16 protein-coding genes and 1 pseudogene are annotated in these 18,083 nt (G+C 46.9%); 13 read left to right on the top strand and 4 right to left on the bottom strand.

Annotated elements, in window-relative coordinates; all coding sequences use genetic code 11:
* Nucleotides 1-20 precede the first annotated feature (20 nt).
* Nucleotides 21-2,021 (bottom strand): oxidoreductase, encoded by a 2,001-nt coding sequence (locus tag QD47_RS10915; RefSeq protein WP_044646146.1) that lies wholly within the window; start codon nucleotides 2,019-2,021, stop codon nucleotides 21-23.
* Nucleotides 2,022-2,217: 196 nt separating this feature from the next.
* On the opposite strand from QD47_RS10915, the gene QD47_RS10910 reads away from it, so the two are divergent.
* Together QD47_RS10910 and QD47_RS10905 are read left to right on the top strand one after the other, a co-directional pair.
* A complete protein-coding gene (locus tag QD47_RS10910; RefSeq protein WP_044646145.1) occupies nucleotides 2,218-2,811 on the top strand; it encodes a TetR/AcrR family transcriptional regulator in 594 nt (197 codons plus the stop codon).
* A gap of 129 nt (nucleotides 2,812-2,940) precedes the next feature.
* Entirely contained in the window at nucleotides 2,941-3,705 is a 765-nt protein-coding gene (locus QD47_RS10905) for a MerR family transcriptional regulator (protein ID WP_044646144.1), read from the top strand.
* A 103-nt stretch (nucleotides 3,706-3,808) separates the two neighbouring features.
* Here the strand turns inward: QD47_RS10905 and QD47_RS10900 are convergent, their stop codons facing one another.
* Nucleotides 3,809-4,288, bottom strand: a complete 480-nt coding sequence (locus tag QD47_RS10900; protein WP_044646143.1) for a hypothetical protein — start codon at nucleotides 4,286-4,288, stop codon at nucleotides 3,809-3,811.
* Nucleotides 4,289-4,377: 89 nt separating this feature from the next.
* Nucleotides 4,378-4,857, bottom strand: a complete 480-nt coding sequence (locus tag QD47_RS10895; RefSeq protein ID WP_044646142.1) for a GAF domain-containing protein — start codon at nucleotides 4,855-4,857, stop codon at nucleotides 4,378-4,380.
* Between the two features lie 223 nt (nucleotides 4,858-5,080).
* Here QD47_RS10895 and QD47_RS33720 point away from each other — a divergent pair, with 223 nt between their 5' ends.
* From QD47_RS33720 to QD47_RS10860, 8 genes and pseudogenes are all read left to right on the top strand, one after another.
* Nucleotides 5,081-5,215, top strand: a complete 135-nt coding sequence (locus QD47_RS33720) for a hypothetical protein (RefSeq protein ID WP_268794241.1) — start codon at nucleotides 5,081-5,083, stop codon at nucleotides 5,213-5,215.
* A gap of 149 nt (nucleotides 5,216-5,364) precedes the next feature.
* Nucleotides 5,365-5,961: a GNAT family N-acetyltransferase gene (locus QD47_RS10890; protein WP_044646141.1), complete on the top strand. Its 597-nt coding sequence runs from the start codon at nucleotides 5,365-5,367 to the stop codon at nucleotides 5,959-5,961.
* Nucleotides 5,945-6,703 carry an energy-coupling factor transporter transmembrane component T family protein gene (locus QD47_RS10885; RefSeq protein WP_044646140.1) on the top strand — a complete coding sequence of 253 codons (759 nt, stop codon included), beginning with the start codon at nucleotides 5,945-5,947 and terminating at the stop codon, nucleotides 6,701-6,703. The genes QD47_RS10890 and QD47_RS10885 overlap by 17 nt, the downstream gene beginning before the upstream one ends.
* A gap of 125 nt (nucleotides 6,704-6,828) precedes the next feature.
* Nucleotides 6,829-7,419 carry an ECF transporter S component gene (locus QD47_RS10880; protein WP_044646139.1) on the top strand — a complete coding sequence of 197 codons (591 nt, stop codon included), beginning with the start codon at nucleotides 6,829-6,831 and terminating at the stop codon, nucleotides 7,417-7,419.
* A 40-nt stretch (nucleotides 7,420-7,459) separates the two neighbouring features.
* Nucleotides 7,460-8,951, top strand: a pseudogene (locus QD47_RS33910) (ABC transporter ATP-binding protein).
* A 171-nt stretch (nucleotides 8,952-9,122) separates the two neighbouring features.
* The gene (locus QD47_RS10870) at nucleotides 9,123-10,637 is read left to right on the top strand and encodes an MDR family MFS transporter (protein ID WP_044646155.1); all 1,515 of its coding nucleotides are present in this window, start codon (nucleotides 9,123-9,125) and stop codon (nucleotides 10,635-10,637) included.
* A gap of 708 nt (nucleotides 10,638-11,345) precedes the next feature.
* On the top strand, nucleotides 11,346-12,845 hold the full coding sequence (locus tag QD47_RS10865) for a glycoside hydrolase family 68 protein (protein WP_044646138.1): 1,500 nt from the start codon (nucleotides 11,346-11,348) through the stop codon (nucleotides 12,843-12,845).
* A 192-nt stretch (nucleotides 12,846-13,037) separates the two neighbouring features.
* Nucleotides 13,038-14,594, top strand: a complete 1,557-nt coding sequence (locus tag QD47_RS10860; protein ID WP_044646137.1) for a glycoside hydrolase family 32 protein — start codon at nucleotides 13,038-13,040, stop codon at nucleotides 14,592-14,594.
* Nucleotides 14,595-14,770: 176 nt separating this feature from the next.
* On the opposite strand, the gene QD47_RS10855 is transcribed toward QD47_RS10860, so the two are convergent.
* Entirely contained in the window at nucleotides 14,771-15,235 is a 465-nt protein-coding gene (locus QD47_RS10855; protein ID WP_014279758.1) for a MarR family winged helix-turn-helix transcriptional regulator, read from the bottom strand.
* A gap of 278 nt (nucleotides 15,236-15,513) precedes the next feature.
* Here QD47_RS10855 and QD47_RS10850 point away from each other — a divergent pair, with 278 nt between their 5' ends.
* The 3 genes from QD47_RS10850 (at nucleotide 15,514) to QD47_RS10840 (ending at nucleotide 18,002) form a co-directional block, all read left to right on the top strand.
* On the top strand, nucleotides 15,514-15,948 hold the full coding sequence (locus QD47_RS10850) for a hypothetical protein (RefSeq protein WP_044646136.1): 435 nt from the start codon (nucleotides 15,514-15,516) through the stop codon (nucleotides 15,946-15,948).
* Nucleotides 15,949-16,192: 244 nt separating this feature from the next.
* Complete coding sequence (locus QD47_RS10845; RefSeq protein ID WP_044646135.1) at nucleotides 16,193-17,161, top strand: SIS domain-containing protein; 969 nt, start codon at nucleotides 16,193-16,195, stop codon at nucleotides 17,159-17,161.
* Nucleotides 17,162-17,189: 28 nt separating this feature from the next.
* Nucleotides 17,190-18,002 (top strand): fructoselysine 6-kinase, encoded by an 813-nt coding sequence (locus QD47_RS10840; protein ID WP_044646134.1) that lies wholly within the window; start codon nucleotides 17,190-17,192, stop codon nucleotides 18,000-18,002.
* Nucleotides 18,003-18,083 lie beyond the last annotated feature (81 nt).

Below are 18,083 nucleotides of genomic sequence, written 5' to 3'. Positions count from 1 at the left end.
TCTTCGGAGGGAGCAGGGCACTATATATTTCTGGTAACCTCATACGCATCCCAGACAGCGTACATAATATTTTGTACTTGCTTGGCATCACCGATTAAGTAGGCTTCGGAAACGTCATTTTGGATGTCTTCATAAAGCGATTGTTGAGGAGTATATCCTACAGCTAGAATCGCTGAATCGGCCTTTAGAATCGTTTCTTCACCATCTTTGTTTTTAAGAACAAATTCTTGATCGTTGGCATCGACAATTTTGGCGTTGGTCAGGAGATGGATATCCTTAAATGCAACAAGGTCACGCAGCATATCTTCATTTGCATGGCACAGGGGTCCGCCTACGGTTAAAATATCTTCTTGCATTTCCACCAAGGTTACTTTTTTACCTTGATCAGCAAGCCAGAGTGCAGTTTCGCATCCCACAAGCCCGCCCCCGACAATTACAGTGGAAGCACCGGGATCTTTTTTCCCAAGCAGAACCTCTTCTGCGGAATACACCTTGGTAGATGTACCGATGGAGAAGGTTTTTGGAGAGGAGCCGGTAGCAAAAATAACGGCATCTGCTGCATATTCCTTTACGGTAGTCCGGTTAACCTCGGTGTTCAATCGGACGTCAACTTTTAAATCCTTTAATTCCCCTTCGTACCAGGTCGCAAGTAAATGATCGTCTTCCTTGAAGTCTGGAATTCCGCCCGGGATTAGATTACCTCCCAATCGGTTATTTTTATCAAATAAGGTAACGTGATGTCCCCGAATAGCAGCTACACGGGCAGCTTCACATCCTGCTGGCCCTCCACCAATCACCAAAACTTTTTTGGACTGGTCTGCTTTTCCGAGTGCGTAGTCTTTTTCTCTGCCGCAAGCCGGATTAACAGCACATGAAATTGTTGCAAAAGATGCCAATCGACCCATACAGCCCTCCTGGCAGGAGAGGCAGGGACGAATCTTTTCTATTTTCCCAGCCTTGATTTTATTGGGGATATCAGCATCAGCTAACAATGGTCGACCAAGTGCAATCATATCGGTTTTTCCTTCACGTATAGCCTTGCTGGCCAAGTCTGGATTATCCAATCTGCCAGCAGTAATCACAGGTACCTTTAGAATGGTTTTTAAAATTTTGTTGTAAGGAAGATAAAGTCCTTTTTCCTGATACATGGGTGGATGTGCCCAATACCAAGAGTCGTAAGAACCGACATCGCCATTGAAAGCATCATACCCGGCTTCCTCTAATATTTTGGCAGCTTCAATCCCCTCTTCAATATCCCGTCCCTGCTCCTTAAACTCTTCGCCTGGCAATCCGCCCTGACGCCAATCTTTAATAAAGCTTTTGATGCTGTATCGAAGAGATACCGGGAAATCCTGACCACATTCGGCTTTGATGGCTTGAACGATCTCTATGGCAAATCTTAAGCGATTCCTCAGACTTCCTCCGTATTCGTCTTTCCGATGGTTAAAGAAAGAAATCGCAAATTGATCCAATAAATAGCCTTCATGAACCGCATGGATTTCAATACCGTCAAAGCCTGCCTTTTTGGCAATAGCTGCGGATTCCGCAAATTTTCTGATATAGGTGTGGATTTCGTCAATGGTCAGCTCACGACAAGTTACATCGGGAAGCCAGCGATGAGGAATGGGAGAAGGGGCGACAGCCGTTTTACCAACAATTGAAGGGATACTTACCCGGCCAAATCCTGCGGATAATTGTAGAAATATTTTTGCGCCGTATGCATGAATCCGCTCCGTCATCATTTTACCCGTTTTAACGAAATTCAAGGGATTTAGAGTAGGACAGGGCATGGACGGCAGGGCACATTTCTCAATTTCATTTTCAACCATCGTTACACCTGTAATGAGTAGACCTGTCCCACCTTTTGCCCGTTCAACATAATATTCGACGCCACGTTCATTAAAGGTACCATCAGCATCACAAAGCCCACCAGGACCCATGGGAGCCATGACAAAGCGGTTTTTAATTTCCAGTTTTCCAATTTTCATAGGCTCGTATAAAATTTGATGTTCTTCTTTCATAAGAATACCTCCTAAGTATGGATCATTCGTTTAACTGAATACATTCACCGAATGGATTCAGTATAGAATAGGAGTAGGTATTATTATGTGATTGTTTTCACAATTAAACAAAATAGCATTTCCTATTATAATTAAGTAATATGAACAAGGCACCTGAGAAAGAGAAATACTTACAATAGAGAGGGAGAGTAAGTGAGTGTCAAAAAAACAATTGAATGGACGCAAGCTGCAAAGTTTGCAGACTAAAAAAAATATATATAACAGTACATTAGAGCTAATGCATGAAAAGAGCCTGGAAAAAATTAAAATTGAGGATATCTGTCGGAAGGCTGGCGTGTCAGTAGGGTCATTTTATAATCATTTCAAGACTAAAAGTGATATTTTGGTGGAGATGTATGCACAGGCGGATGGCTACTTTGAATTGAAATTTAAGAATGAACTACCATCAGAAAGTATTATGCAGGATCTTATTCAGTATTTTGAGGTTTATGCGGAATATAATCAGAATGTTGGTTTAGAGACGGTGCAACAGTTATATACAAGTAATAATAAGCTTTTCATTACTAAGGGTCGTGGTATGCAAAATATACTTCAACAGATTATAGAGAGAGGGCAAGCCGTGGGAGAGTTGGATCAAAGCATGACATCCGAAGAGATAACAGACTACTTATTTATTGCAGCTCGTGGGGTTATGTACAATTGGTGTCTTCATGATGGCGACTCGGATTTAATTGTAAATATGCGTGAATATATGAGTCGTCTGATCTCGATCTTTAAACAAAGGAATTGATTTTATCCTAGTCACAGGGACGGTTCACCACACGCTTAACGGGTAAAAGATAATACCAAGGCAATAATGCTGGGTTGACTCTCACGCCACGTGAGGCTGTAGACTGTGTAACAAGGGAGGTGAAGCGGAATGGCTTACACGGTGAAGGAAGTATCCGGTCTGTCGGGAATCAGCGTACGAACATTGCATTATTATGATGAAATCGGATTGCTGAAACCGCACCATGTCGGGGATAACGGGTATCGCTATTACGAACAGGAGCAACTGTTGAGACTACAGCAGATTATGGTATACAGAGAGCTGGAATTACCATTATCCGACATTGGCGACTTGCTGGAGCAGACGAAGGAAAAAACGGCCGAGGTTTTGTTGGAGCATAGAAGCAAGGTGCAGAACAAAGTCTTCCGCTTGCATACTCTCCTACAGACCATCGACGAAACGGTGGCTCATCTGAAAGGAGAACAGACGATGCAACCTGAGCAATTGTACCAAGGGTTTGACCCGGAAAAGCAGGAAATGTATGAACGTGATCTGGCGGAACGTTATGGTCAAGAGGCTGATGAAAAAATTCAGGAGAGCAAAACAGCAGCGAAGAACTGGTCCAAAGAGGATTATTTGGATTCTCAGGCAGAGGCGGATCAGATTCATCGGCAGTTGGCAGAAGCTATGAATAAGGGATTGAAGCATAGCAGTGAAGAAGTACAGGCTTTGATCCGCCGCCATCTCCAATGGGTAAGCAGATTCTATACACCTACAGCAGAGATTTATAGCGGGCTGGGAGACTTGTATGTGGAGCATGAGGACTTCAGAAAAATGTATGAAGGGTATGAACCCGGATTGGCTGAGTATTTGCGAGACGGGATGAAGGTGCTGGCCGAACGTGAATTAAGCTAGCTCAACAACTGGTGGGAAAGGCTGCGAGAAGAAGTATAAAAAGGGATGAACAGCAAGCTAATTTAATGGCTTGCTGTTCATCCCTTTTGCGTGTAAAGCAGCTTTACATGCTGCTGTGTGTCGCTCTCATGCCTTGCTGGCTGTTGTTACCGTAGTGTTGCATGTTACCGCTGCCTGCATAATGCTGCCCGGTTGCACCCATGTGTTGCGGAAAGCTTTGATTCATGTGGCTTCCCATACCATAGGAGGACGGCTGCATACTACGGGAGGCGTAGTTATCGCCAAAGCCGGGTTGAGTCATTTGGCTGCTGGAGCGGATGGTGTTTTCCAATTGACTACACAATTGAATGACTTGCTGGCATTGCTGCACAGCTTGTTGATGGTGCTGGATTGCAGTTTGGATCATTTGGGCTGCATTACGTTCACGTTGCACCAGGTCCTCTAGATTGGATGCATTTTGTTGCTCCTGTTGTAGCAACTGCTGATACATGGCAGTTCCTTGCTGTGTTTGTTGTACCAATTGCTGCATAATTTGTTCACATTGACGAAGCTGCTGTTGTGGAGCCATGGTGTTGTTGTACATTGTCATCAATCTCCTTCACCGGATGGTTTTGGGTTCCAGACCCTTATATATTGTGGCGAAGTAAGACGATGATTATACGCAGATTTTGGTTACAGACTGGCTACCAGAATAGCCGTAAATTCCTCTAGGAATACGCGATCTTCGTGGTCAAAGCGGGCTTTTAGCGGGCTGTCAATGTCCAGCACTCCCAGCAGTTCCCCGTTCTTGATGAGGGGGAGGACGATTTCGCTGTTGGAAGCCGCGTCACAGGCGATATGGCCCGGGAACGCATGGACATCTTCTACGACAAGGGTCCGTCGCTCCACTGCGGCTGTACCGCATACACCGCGTCCCAGCGGAATCCTTATACACGCAGGCTGGCCCTGAAATGGACCGAGTACAAGCTCGGTTCCATCATAGAGATAGAAGCCGCTCCAGTTAATATCCGGCAGAAAATGACCAAGCAACGCAGAAGCGTTCGCCAGATTTGCAATGGTATTGGGTTCATCATGAATGAGTGCTCGGAGTTGCCCGAGAACCGATTCAAATTGTTCGTGACGTGTGCCTTCGTAAGGGATAGCCTGAAACATGTAGTCCACGCTCCTATCAGTGAATTTTTTACCATTATCTGTTGTATATGTGGGCAGAAAAAGGTAATTCTGCAAGCTACTTTTACCATTGGTTAATTAATTTAAGATATAACGATTGTATATATTCAGTCAAGAGGAAAATACATCTGTAACCTTTTCAGCGACCTCCGTACTCTAATCTTTGTACAGCGTAATTTCAGGAGAAGAACAGGAGTTGTCAGGTATGAAAAAGGTACATAGTGCAATCAGCTCAGCGGTGGTGACCAGTCTGATTCTGACGGCAGTCGTACATTTTATGAAAAGTGGATCGCCTTCGCTGCTTGGTTTCTACAATTCAAAAGGGTGGCCACTTACCTGAAAATGAGCGGCTCAAAACATACCCTCCTTTTCTCATGGATGCCGGATCGGCGCATTTGTGGAGCAGGGGGGTGTTTGCGTTTGTTGGAGGGGTATGCTTAAATGTAGCGTATATTTATTGTCACTTTGATACTGGAAGGATGATTGAACATGTGTGCATATGCATGTAAGGGGCATATACCACCGCTGGAAAGCCCGCGTCTTCAGCTGCGAAAGATGGAAACCGGGGATGCGGCCACGATGTTTGCCTGCTGGTCTGACCCGGAGGTTCACCGTTATATGAACCTTACGGGGATGTCCGGGCGTGAGGATGCAGAGGATATGATCGAGCTGTTGAATGAGCTGGCAAAGACGGAGGATGCGTTGCGCTGGGGCATAGAGCTGAAGGAGAACGGGAAGCTGATCGGCAGCTGTGGCTTTAATTATTGGCAGACCGAGGGAGCTTATAAAGCTGAAATCGGCTACGAGTTGGCTAAGCCCTATTGGAGACTGGGCTACATGTCGGAGGCACTACGGCTGGTGCTGTCTTTCGGGTATGACACGATTCGGCTGAATCGGATGGAAGCGCTGGTGGACCCGCGAAATACGGGATCGCAAGCCCTGTTGTCCTCTATGGGCTGGACGCAGGAAGGGCTGTTACGGCAAGTGCAGCATACGTCTACAGGCTTTAAGGATATGCTGATGTACTCCTTGCTGCATGAAGAATGGCTCAGACTGGAGGCGAAGCGAAATGTTGTTTCAGTATAATGGAGGGTCGTCACCGCTGCACAGGCTGGGGCCATTAAGTAAGTTGATCCTGGTGGGATGCTTTAGCCTGCTGTCGATGGCATGGGATTCAACACTGCATGAAGCTGCGCTGCTGGTTGTACTGATCGCTGCGGCTTGGTTTGGGGCAGGCTTAACGTTGGCACGCCAGCTTCGGGCTATGTCATTTCTGATTGGTCTGGGCATTCCGTATTTTATATTGTCTATTCTGGCGATTCGGGAAGGACATATCGTGGCAGCTTGGGGGCCGATCTGGATTACAGCGGAAGGGCTCGATATCGCAGGGGCGTTGACGCTGCGCATTTTTGTGCTGTTTTTGGCCTCGTATATTTATTTATCGACAACAGATCCCCGAGATTTTGTACAGGTTTTGAATCTGCGTTTGCGTGTCCCTTATCGGTTTGCGTTCGGTATTTCGGTGGCACTGACGTTTCTCCCCTTATTGGAAGAGGAAGGACGTACCATAATGGCGGCACGGCGTGTACGTGGACAGGAACCGCCGCGTGGGCTGCGGAATCGGCTATCATGGTGGGGCGGGTATACGGCTGCTGTGCTGGTGAATGCCGTGAGGCGGGTTCAGCAGACGGCGCTGGCGATGGAGGGCAAAGGCTTTGGAGCATATGCAGACCGGACTTATCTTCACATGCTGGATCGTCGTCGTTCCGGCTATGTATGTGCTGTGGTTGCTGTATTAGGTACTGCTGTTTTATGGTGGAGCTTATAGGGAGCAGCCTCTTTTTTTGATCTTATTGTCAACCATATAAATAAATTTAGGTTGACAATAAGAGCTTGTATGAATACATTTAGAATGTGCTAGTTTATATTTGGAGAGGAGATAGGGAATTACATATGAAGGAATCTCGTATTTTTGCAAAGTTTACGACGCTGGATATCGTATTGATGGCGATGCTGGCAACGCTGAATGGAGTCATGACCGTTTATTTGTCGATGATTAACAAAACATTAAACAGTCTGGGAGGGCCTATCGCGACTTCCTCCATTGTCGGGCTGTACATGATATATGGTTTGCTGGCCTATTATATTATTCGTAAGCCGGGTACGGCGGTAATTGCTTATTCATTCGGTGCAGTGGTGCAGTCCTTTATGGGCTCAGTTTACGGAATCGCTTCTATTATCGCGGCTGCGGTCTGCTATATGGTTGTGGCTGAACTGGTATTTGCTTTACTGCGCTATCGACGCTGGAATGCCGTTTCGTTGATGCTGGCAGGCGGGGCTATGGTTCCGTTGTGGTTTATCGTGGCAGCCAATATGTTCGGCTATATGCATTGGGGCTGGAAGGTACTGACGATTACACTGGTCGTGCGCATCCTGAGCGGCATTGTACTGTGCGGTCTGCTGACCAAGATGTTGGGCGATGCGTTGAATCGGACAGGACTGTTAAAACGTTTTGAGTTGGGACGAGCTTCACGTGCGGAATGAACATAGCGATTATGGCTCTGGATGTAAAATAGCCGTGTCCATGAAGGATTTTGGCTATCGGTATGATGATCAGGCGGAACCCGCGATACAGGGCTTGACGCTGGACATTGCGGTGGGTGAGCATGTTGCGATTGTCGGGGCCAGCGGAAGTGGAAAGTCTACGCTGTGCCAGCTTCTCCACGGCGGATTGTCTCGTTCGGGTGAAGGTGAACGGACTGGGGTGCTAACCGTATACGGGATGGACCCGGACACGGCTGATCTGGCGGCTGTCGCCTCCACCGTCGGCGTCGTGCTTCAGGACCCGGATGCCCAACTGGTGCAGGGAATCGTCGAAGACGAGATTGCCTTCGGGCCGGAGAACCTGCGCGTGCCTCCGGCGGAAATAGCGCAGCGCCTGACGGCTGCGCTGGAGGCCGTCGGCCTTGCCCACGAGCGCGGCTCCTTCGTGCGTCGCCTCTCGGGTGGCCAGCGCCAACGCACCGCTATCGCTGCGGTGCTGGCGCTGGAAGCGCCGCTCGTCGTGTTCGACGACGCAGCGGCGCAACTGGACCCGCCGGCCCAAAGCGACTTCGCCCTGCTATGCCGGCGGCTCCATGCCGCAGGCCGGACGGTGGTCACCGTGTCCGGCCGCATGGACGATGCCGCGCGTGCAGCGCAGCGCGTCATCGTGCTGGAGGGCGGGGCCGTGCAACTGCAAGGCCCGCCTGACAAGCTGCTGCGCGAGCATGGTGCGCAGCTGGGCGCCTTGGGGCTGCTGCCCTCTCCCGCAGGGAGGGGAGGCGTGCCCCAAGGGCCGGGGGCGAAGCCCGGCCTGCCGTTGTTGGAGGTGAAGGGGCTGACCTTCACCTATCCCGGCAGTGGCCGGGCAGCACTGGCAGGCGTGAGCCTTGCCCTTGCGCCCGGCGAACGAGCCGTCCTGCTGGGCGAGAACGGCTCCGGCAAAACAACGCTCGGCAAGCTGCTGATGGGCCTCCTGCCTGCACCTAAGGGGTGCATGTGGTGGGAGGGTCAGGATATGGCGAAGCTGCCGATCCATCAACTGGCCGCCGGGATCGGTTATGTGTTCCAGCAGCCGGAGCATCAGTTTGCGGCTGCAACGGTGTGGGACGAATGCTTGTACAACGTCCGCGTCAAGCTTGGATTACGGGCTGGCGAGCCGATTCCTACTGCGTATGAGGAACGGGCGCAGCGATTGCTGACAGCCGCCCGATTGGATCACAGGCTGAATGCCTCTCCGTACCTGCTGAGTGGCGGTGAAAAAAGGCTCTTAAGCGTAGCTGCGCAGTTCATTCTGCCCAAAAAGCTTTACATTTTGGATGAGCCTACTGCCGGAACGGATTATGAAGGAGCGAACATCCTGCTTCGCATGTGCGTTGAACAAGCGGACCAGGGAGCAGCCTTTCTGATCATCACCCACGATATGCAGTTCGCTGAAAGCTTTTCCAGCCATATTCTGTACATGGAAAAGGGGCAGGTTAAGGAAGCGGAGAGTGCCGGGGATTTATCATACGATTACAGTTGACAAAATTTAAGTATGTGTAGACAATAATATATATACATCGTATAAAACAGGCGGCCTATATAGGCCGCCTGTTTACGATTATGCAGTGCGGGTAATACCAATCCTGTGCAGTCGAATTGCACAGGTGCAACCAGTTTACACAAGGAAAGGATTTGTGATTTGCTTGGGAAAAGATAAACCCATGAAGCGCGGGCTCGTGCTGACCGGTGTTCTATTGGCCACCTTTCTGGCCGCGATTGAGGGAACCGTCATCGGTCCTGCCGGACCGACTATTGTTAGTGAACTGGGCAGCGTGAATTTGCTCAGCTGGATTTTTACGGCCTATTTGCTGACGATGGCTGTAACTACACCTATTTTCGGCAAGCTTAGCGATTTATTTGGTCGCAAACCGATTTTTCTGATCGGCTGTTCATTGTTTGTACTCGGTTCTTTGCTTTGTATGCTGGCTGGTAGTATGGAGCAGCTTATTTTGTACCGGGCTATTCAAGGGATTGGAGCGGGCGGCGTGATTCCCGTTACCTTTACCATTATCGGAGATATATACAAAATGGAGGAACGCGGCAAAGTTCAGGGAATGATCAGCTCGGTATGGGGGATTTCTTCCCTGATCGGGCCTTTGCTGGGCGGTTACGTGGTTACTTATTTTGGCTGGGAATGGATTTTTGGTTTTAACGTCCCTTTTGGACTGCTGGCAATGTTCTTCATCGCTCGTTACCTGCGTGAGCAGGTAGCCAAGCGTACCGCACGCATCGACGTGCCGGGAGCCGTTACCTTTACCATCGGAATGACAGCCCTGTTGCTCGTATTGGCGCTGGGCGGACAGTATATCGGCTGGGCTTCTCCTGAATTGCTGGCCTTGGCTGCTGTTGCTATTTTATTCCTGGTTCTGTTTTTGGTGATTGAAAAGCGCGCTCAGGAACCGATGGTACCGCTGAAGCTGTTTCGGATACGGGATATCGCTTTTTCCTGTGCCGCAGCACTGCTGGTCAGTTCTCTGTTGATCGGCCTGACCAGCTACCTGCCGCTTTGGATTCAGGGCGTACACGGTGGAGATGCCGCTTCATCCGGTCTGGCGCTGGCTCCGATGTCAGTAGGATGGCTGTTCGGCTCCATGATCGGGGGACGCATTTTGCTGACTTTGGGTTCGCGTCGAACCTCATTAGTCGGACTGACCCTGATTGTACTGGGTGCTTTCGTGATGACCCTGATGGGCGAAACGGCGCCAATCTGGCTGCTGTTCCTATCCACATTATTGTATGGATTGGGCTTTGGCTTCTCCATGACCGTGTTTACCATTATTGCCCAGTCTTCGGTCGGGTTCCAGTTGCGTGGTGCATCTACAGCATTGAATACGTTCCTGCGAACATTGGGGCAAACGATTGGTGTGGCAGCCTTCGGTTCATGGCTTAATTATCGCATTGCTGCCCAGACAGCAGATGGACAGCTTACACAGCAGGGGGTTACGCAGGAGGATATTAACGGTTTGCTTGCACCTCATGCCTCACAAAGTTTGAGTGACAAGACCGCTGGCTTGCTCCGTTCCGTGCTGGAAAACAGTCTGCATTCCCTGTTCATCATCATGGTTGTTATTGCGGTTATTAGTTGGTTTGTCGTCCTCGGACTTCGGAACCGTCCACCGGGTACGGAAGAAGAAGCAAGCAAGCCTGCAAAGGCGGCACAGGGAGGTACTGCATAGGAATAAAGGAATCGTAGATCGTTTCCTTGTTACATGTGGTGCTTGCCAACAGAATGTTTATTGCTTGTATAGCCGTATGAAAATACAGAATATATAGGAAAATAGCGGTAGCTTGGGACAGGGAAATAGCGTCCAGAGCTACTGCTATTTTTTTAATCGTCATTTCCTGATAGTTTAATAGGTTTAGTTTTTTTCTCACATAGATAAAGCAGAAAGTTCAGTTTATATAGTTGGGCTAATGAGCATCAGAGGTGTATTTTTTATGTCAGAAATACCGTATGTGAATAATTACATAAGTAAATTAATGGTAGAATAGTCTTATTACACATGTATCTAATATTTTTCTCAAAAATTAAAGGGGCCCTAAAGTACCATTTTTCTGAATTCGTTTGCAAATGGATTTTTTTATGAATGTTTTTGAATGATTTTGAAGGAAAATGAAGCGACCTACCTAGCAAAATTGAATATGCAAAAAAAGCAAGGAACGAACTTATTTAAATGTAAATGAAATGAAAGAAATGGTATTTTCAGAAATTAAATAGGAAAATATGAGGATAGAGTTCGACGTGTCTCCTTCTTTTAGCCTTGAATAAAAGGGGATATCTAGTCTATATCAATCGTTAAGCATTAAATATAGAATGGCCCTACCAACCAAAAAGTTGGGTTTCTAATCTAGAAAGCATAATTAGAATAAGGGAGATGGAGTACTTGAAGTTTAACAACTTGTTCAGAAAAGCAGCTACCGTAACAGTAGCAACTACCTTGCTGTTAGGGGGCGGCTTTCAAGCTTTTGCGAAGGAAAAAGACAGTGGTGATCTTGAGGATGACAGCAGATTTACTCAAATCACGCGTCATGATATGCTGAACATTTTCAAACAGCAGGGCAAAGAAAAATTCGAAGTTCCATCCTTTGATGCATCTACCATCAAAAATATCCCTTCGGCAAAAGGCCGCGACGGGTCGGGCAAGCTCATTGATTTTGATGTGTGGGATACTTGGCCGTTACAAAATGCCGATGGCACGATAGCTAATTACAAGGGGTACAATATTGTGTTTGGATTGGCAGGCGATCCTAAAAGAGCAGAGGATACGTTTATTTATCTGTTCTATCAAAAAGCAGGCAACACCTCGCTGGAAGGCTGGAAAAATGCCGGAAGAGTATTTAAGGATAACGATAAAATCCTATCCAATGAAGCGATCCTGAAAAATCAGGCGGAGGAATGGTCCGGTTCTGCTACTTTAACGTCGGATGGAGAAGTGCGTTTATTTTATACCAGCAGACAGCCTTATGAGCCGGAAAACAAACTGTACGGCAAGCAAACCTTGGCTACGGCCCAAGTCAATCTCTCTCAACCCGATGACGAAACCCTGAAAGTGAATGGTATAGAGGACCTCAAATCGATTTACGATGCTGGAGACGGGAAAATTTACCAGAATGTCCTGCAAAGCGTGGGAGTAAACCTGGATAACCACACATTCAGAGACCCCCATTATATTGAGGATCAAGGGAAGAAATACATCATATTTGAAGCGAACACAGGTACAGAGACGGGCTACCAGGGAGAGGATTCCCTTAATAAATCTGCGTATTATGGCGGAAATAACGAATTTTTCACCAAAGAGCTACAAAATCTGCTGCAAAGTCCTAAAAAAAATGGGGCCGAAGTGGCGAACGGTGCTCTGGGAATCGTGGAATTAAATAATGACTATACGTTGAAAAAAGTTATGGACCCGCTAATTGCATCCAATCTGGTAACGGATGAGATTGAGCGGGCGAATGTTTTCAAAATGAATGGTTTGTGGTATTTGTTTACAAGCACCAGAGGTTCCAAAGTTACCGTTGATGCCATTGGAAGTGACGAGATTTACATGCTGGGTTACGTATCGACTTCTTTGACAGGGCCTTATAAACCCTTGAATGGAACCGGTCTCGTTCTTCACCAAAATCTGGATCGTGATGATATTACTTGGACGTATGCCCATTTTGCTATTCCGCAAGGCAAAGGAAATAACGTTGTGGTAACCAGCTATATGACCAACCGTGGACTGTTCCCGGATCACAAATCCACTTTTGCGCCAAGCTTCCTGCTGAACATTAAAGGCTCCAAAACTTCTGTTGTGATGAAAAGAATTCTGGAGCAAGGGCAAATCACGATTGACCCAACGGACGACAAGGAAGTTCCACCCTATGACTATGGGAAGAAGTAAGCAGGTATTCGCTTAAGCGAGAGAGTGCAGCAAAAAAAGAAAGTCCGGTGGGACGATATCGGGGACCGAGATTTGATTTACCGAGCCGTCCCATACCGGACGATACATATCATGCAGTGAGAGGGTGGGAACCGACCGTTTCCGCATGCTCGTCTGACAATCCAGACAAAGAGAGTTGGGAGGATCGTCATGATGAAAAACATAGCTTCTAAGAGCATTTGGATACGATCCATCGTGGTCATCGTGGGCTTAAGTATTTTATTACCGATAGGCTGGAGTCTTTATCACCCGGCTAAAAGTGAAAGTCTAGAAACACAGAAGAGGCCAACCTACCGGGCTTCCTATCATTTTACCGTTCCGGATAAGTGGAAGAATGATCCTCAACGCCCCATTTATTTCGATGGAAAATATCATTATTACTATTTATATAATCGTGACTATCCCAAAAAGAACGGTACAGAATGGCGACATGCCACATCTACCGACCTGGTTCATTGGAAAGATGAAGGGGTGGCGATTCCCAAATATACGAACCCGAATGGAGATCCTTGGTCCGGTTCAGTCGTGATCGACGATAATAACACCGCAGGTTTTGGAAAAGGCACGCTGGTAGCCATTGTGACACAGCCCTCCGCAGATGGAGGAAAGCAGGAACAATTTTTGTGGTACAGTACGGACAAAGGCAAGACGTTTACTTCTTACCGCAACAAGCCTGTGATGTCCAACCCCGGTACAAAGGACTTCAGAGATCCCAAAATCATCCGAGATATTCAACGTAATCAATGGATGATGGTCATGGCGGAAGGAACGAAGATTGGCTTTTACGAGTCTGATAATTTAAAGGATTGGCGTTATACGAGCGGCTTTCAAACGGAAAATATCGGGCTTGTGGAATGTCCTGACCTTTACCAGATGCGGGCGGATGATGGAAGCTATCAATGGATTCTGGGCGTGAGCGCAAATAGCAAATCGACAGGTGGACCCAACACGTATGCCTACTGGACGGGAGATTTTAATGGAGAAGCATTTCTCCCTGATCGCAGTGAGCCTGAGTGGCTGGATTATGGCTTTGACTGGTATGGTGCAGTTACGTTCGAGGATGGGAAAGACAAAGATAAATACAGTCACCGTTATGCTCTGGCCTGGATGAACAATTGGGATTATGCCCATAACACGCCTACCCTGAAGGAAGGCTTTAATGGAATGGATTCGATTGTTCGTCAAATTCGGTTGAAGCATACAGCAGATGCCGGATATCGCTTGGTTTCACAGCCGATAAAAGCTTTGGAGCAATTCCAAACCTCAACGGAATCATTTGGACAGATCAAGGTAGAGGGTGCTCACCCGCTTCCGGTAGCAGGCGATGCCTATCAGTTAGAGGCGGATGTATCTTGGTCAATGATCAAAAATGCGGGATTCAGGCTTCGAGAGTCAGCGGACGGCAAGCGTCATGTGGATGTGGGTGTTTCGGTGGATGGGCAATACTCCTACGTAAATAGAGCCAACACCGGGCAGCCGGATCAGAGTGGAAAATATATAGAGAACAGGGCGCCTTTTGATGCCACTAAGAAAAACGTTCACCTGAAAATTCTCGTCGATAAAACCAGCATTGAAGTCTTTGTAGATGACGGAGAAGTAGCGTATTCCAGTTTAATATTCCCGCGATTAGAGGATCAGGGAATTACTCTTTTTACCGATGGCGGCCCGGCTATTTTTAACAATGTAGTGATCAAGCATTTTAATCGTTAGCGGGTATTGTGAGCTGCTCGTAAGATTGGGCATATTTCGCTCTATTCAGGTATATAAAAAGTCCACCCATGAATATAAGGGTGGACTTTTCTGGTGTAAATCTAATTTTCGTTTAGCACAGCAATAAGATTGTTCGTTTATTCACAAACGATCATTTGCTAAAACTACTATTCATTCTATTTGTGATAGGGTGACAGGTTGTCAGCGCTACGGCCCAGCTTTTTGAGCAAACCGATAAGCTGATCTCTTTCGGTTTCGCTGATTCCGCTAAAAGCACGTTCAATCTGACGTGTATAGTCAGGGTAAATTTCGTCCATGACGCGTTGTCCTTCGTCCGTCAATTCCGCATATATAATCCGGCGATCCTGGTCGCACGGGTGACGGTGCAAATAACCGCGGCTTTCCAGCTTGTCGATAACATAGGTGACATTTCCGCTTTGCAGTAACAGCTTTGCTCCAATTTGCTGGATTGGCTGCGCTCCCTTGTGATACAAAACTTCCATTACGGCGAAGGCCGTTGGGTTGAAGCCCACCGTTTTGATGCCAGCAACCGCATGCTCATTTACACTTTTGAATGACTTGCCAAACACGCTATACAAATGCATGGATTGCTGTGTCACCAGTGTCCGGTAATCTATCATCTTCATTCCGCCTTTATGTATGGATTTGGGCATCCTTTGACCGCTCGGCTTGGATGACCGGGCAACCATACCCTTGTTACTAGCATAAAGGGATTTACGTAATGAGAACATGCGATTTGTCACAGTAGCTGTTTTTTTAACTATTTAATTTCAAAGCTTTAAAGTAAATTTTTGAAAAATAAAGGTTTTGAATGTAAAAATTCCGTCCCAGATGGTTATATTAAAAAATAACATATATTTTGGACCCAAAATAAGATACATCAGAGGAGATGAGGCACATGGAGACGGGCTCTTTCCGTTTTCAATTTCGTGATCCGCAGCAGGCCGTCCGAGCCTGTGAAACATTAAAAGAAATCGGGTACACTGCCAGCACAAACGGTGACACAGGTCTGAGTGTTCATATTGAGAACCAGGATGTACTATCTGCACTGGAGATTTGCCAAGCCTATGAGGGCAGCATGCTTGAGGCTGGGAACCACACTTCCGAATCGGGTACCATTCCTGGCTTGCAAGGAAGTGTGTGGGTGCCAAATCCGGGCTATCGTTCGGAGGATTGGATTATTCCCGCGCACATCATCAACGAAGATTGGAGCGAAGCGTATAAGAACGGTTCCTCCCAAACGAACAGCAAGAAGACAAGGGAGCACAACGTCAGCTCCGATCATCAACCCGAAGACGATGTAGACGGCTTTTCTGGCAGCGTTCACATCTGACTTTACATGAATGAGCGAAATGACCGACCAAGTGGTTGCTTCTGATTTGTTAATTGTGGCTAAAAGTTGAATCCAAAAAGGAGCTCTAATTCCGTGCACAAAAGGATTAGAGCTTTTTTTAATGACAGGTTATAAAAATAATTTTTTTCACAGAATAATTGGGCTTGACACTTTTTATGAAAGCGCTTATATTTATCTCGTAAACAATACGTTATATAACGTTATATAAAAAGGAGAGATAAAAATGAATGTACATCAGACAGTTCAGACGATTTTTGAACAAATGAGTGGAGAGATTTCCGAGGTTTATTTGGTAGCCTGCGGGGGGTCATTAGTCGATATGTATCCCTCAAAATATTTTCTCGATAGTGAAGCAAAGAAGCTGGTTACAGGGATGTATACGGCGAATGAATTTGTGCATGCGCTGCCAAAACGGCTAGGTCAAAACTCAGTAGTCATCGTTTGCTCTCACGGAGGAAATACACCAGAATCGGTAGCGGCTGCTAAATCAGCTAAAGAGAAAGGTGCTTACACGATCGGCTTAACCCACAACAGTGAAGCGACACTGCTCAACTACTCTGATTATGTTTTCCTCTATGAATGGGGAGAAGAGAGTGATGTGAAAAATAACCCGATGGCCATTATTATGGAGCTTACTGTTGAATTGCTTCATATCACTGAAGGCTACGCACATTACCAATCTTTCCAGAACGGACTGGGGGCAATCAACGGGATTATAAACCGGGCCAAAAAGCAAGTTGAACCACGTGCTAGTGTATTTGCCGACAAGTATCGCAAGGAGGAACTCTTCTATATCCTGACCAGCGGAGCTTCTTATGGACATGCCTACGGATTTGCGATCTGCTCTCTGATGGAAATGCAATGGCTTCATGCGGCCTCAATCCACTCCGGTGAGTTTTTCCACGGCCCGTTTGAAGTTACAGATAAGGAAACTCCATTTATTCTGATGATCAATGAAGGACGCACACGGGCGCTGGATGAGCGGGCGCGGACTTTCCTGAACCAATATGCCGAGAAAGTGGAAGTGATCGATGCGAAGGAGCTTGGAATCGGAACCATTCCTGACGAGGTCGTAGAGTTTTTTAATCCGGTTTTATTTTACAGCATTGTATGTGTGTATCGTGAAGCACTCGCTAATGTACGCAATCATCCACTGGAAACTCGCCGTTATATGGGCAAAGTAGCTTACTAAGCGCACTTACCAACAGGAGGAAACCATCATGAAAGTTCTAGGCATTGGCGATAATGTGGTAGATAAATATGTTCATTTGCGCATGATGTACCCTGGCGGCAATGCGCTTAATTTCAGTGTGTTTGCCAAAAGGGCGGGAGTAGATGCTGCCTTTATAGGAGTATTTGGGGACGATAACGAAGGGCGACATGTAGAACACATCCTCCGTGAGCTAGACATTGACATCTCACGGTGCAGGTATCACAGCGGGGAGAACGGTTGTGCACGTGTAACATTGGAAGAGGGAGACAGAGTCTTTCTGGGTAGCAATGAGGGAGGAGTTACCCGCCTCCATCCACTGGAACTGAGCGAAGAGGATAAGGCTTATCTTCGCGGGTTCGATCTTATTCACACCGGCTTGTACAGTCATACGGGACATTTGCTGCCTGAATTGGAGGCGCTGGAAATTCCTCTTTCCTTTGACTTCTCGGATGATTTTACAGATACACAGGTGGAACAATATATTACGCATGCTAATTTTGCTTTTTTCTCATGCAGCCATATGACAGACGAAGAGACACAAAATTATATCCGCTCTAAACGAAAAAAAGAAGGACAAATACTGGTTGCTACACACGGTGGAGACAGATCTATCGCCTATGATGGAACAAGGTTTTATTTCCAAATGCCTGAATCCGTTGACGCAGTGGATACAATGGGGGCAGGGGACTCGTATATTACTGCCTTTTTACTGAGCTTTTTGAAAAACGGCGCCATTCAGGACGCTATGGCCGAAGGCTCAAGGGTTGCCGCTCAGAGCTGTCTGGTAGAAGGCTCTTTCGGATACGGCGTTCGTTATTAATCATTTTCAAATATCTTCACTTGTAAAAATATGTAACATTTGATACTCTTAGTGGGAGTGATATAACGTTATATGACAAGT

The organism is Paenibacillus terrae (genome assembly GCF_000943545.1).
In the GTDB taxonomy this organism is placed as follows: domain Bacteria; phylum Bacillota; class Bacilli; order Paenibacillales; family Paenibacillaceae; genus Paenibacillus; species Paenibacillus terrae_A.
The sequence above is the reverse complement of the archived record's forward strand: the minus strand, read 5'-3'. Positions and strand labels throughout refer to the sequence as shown.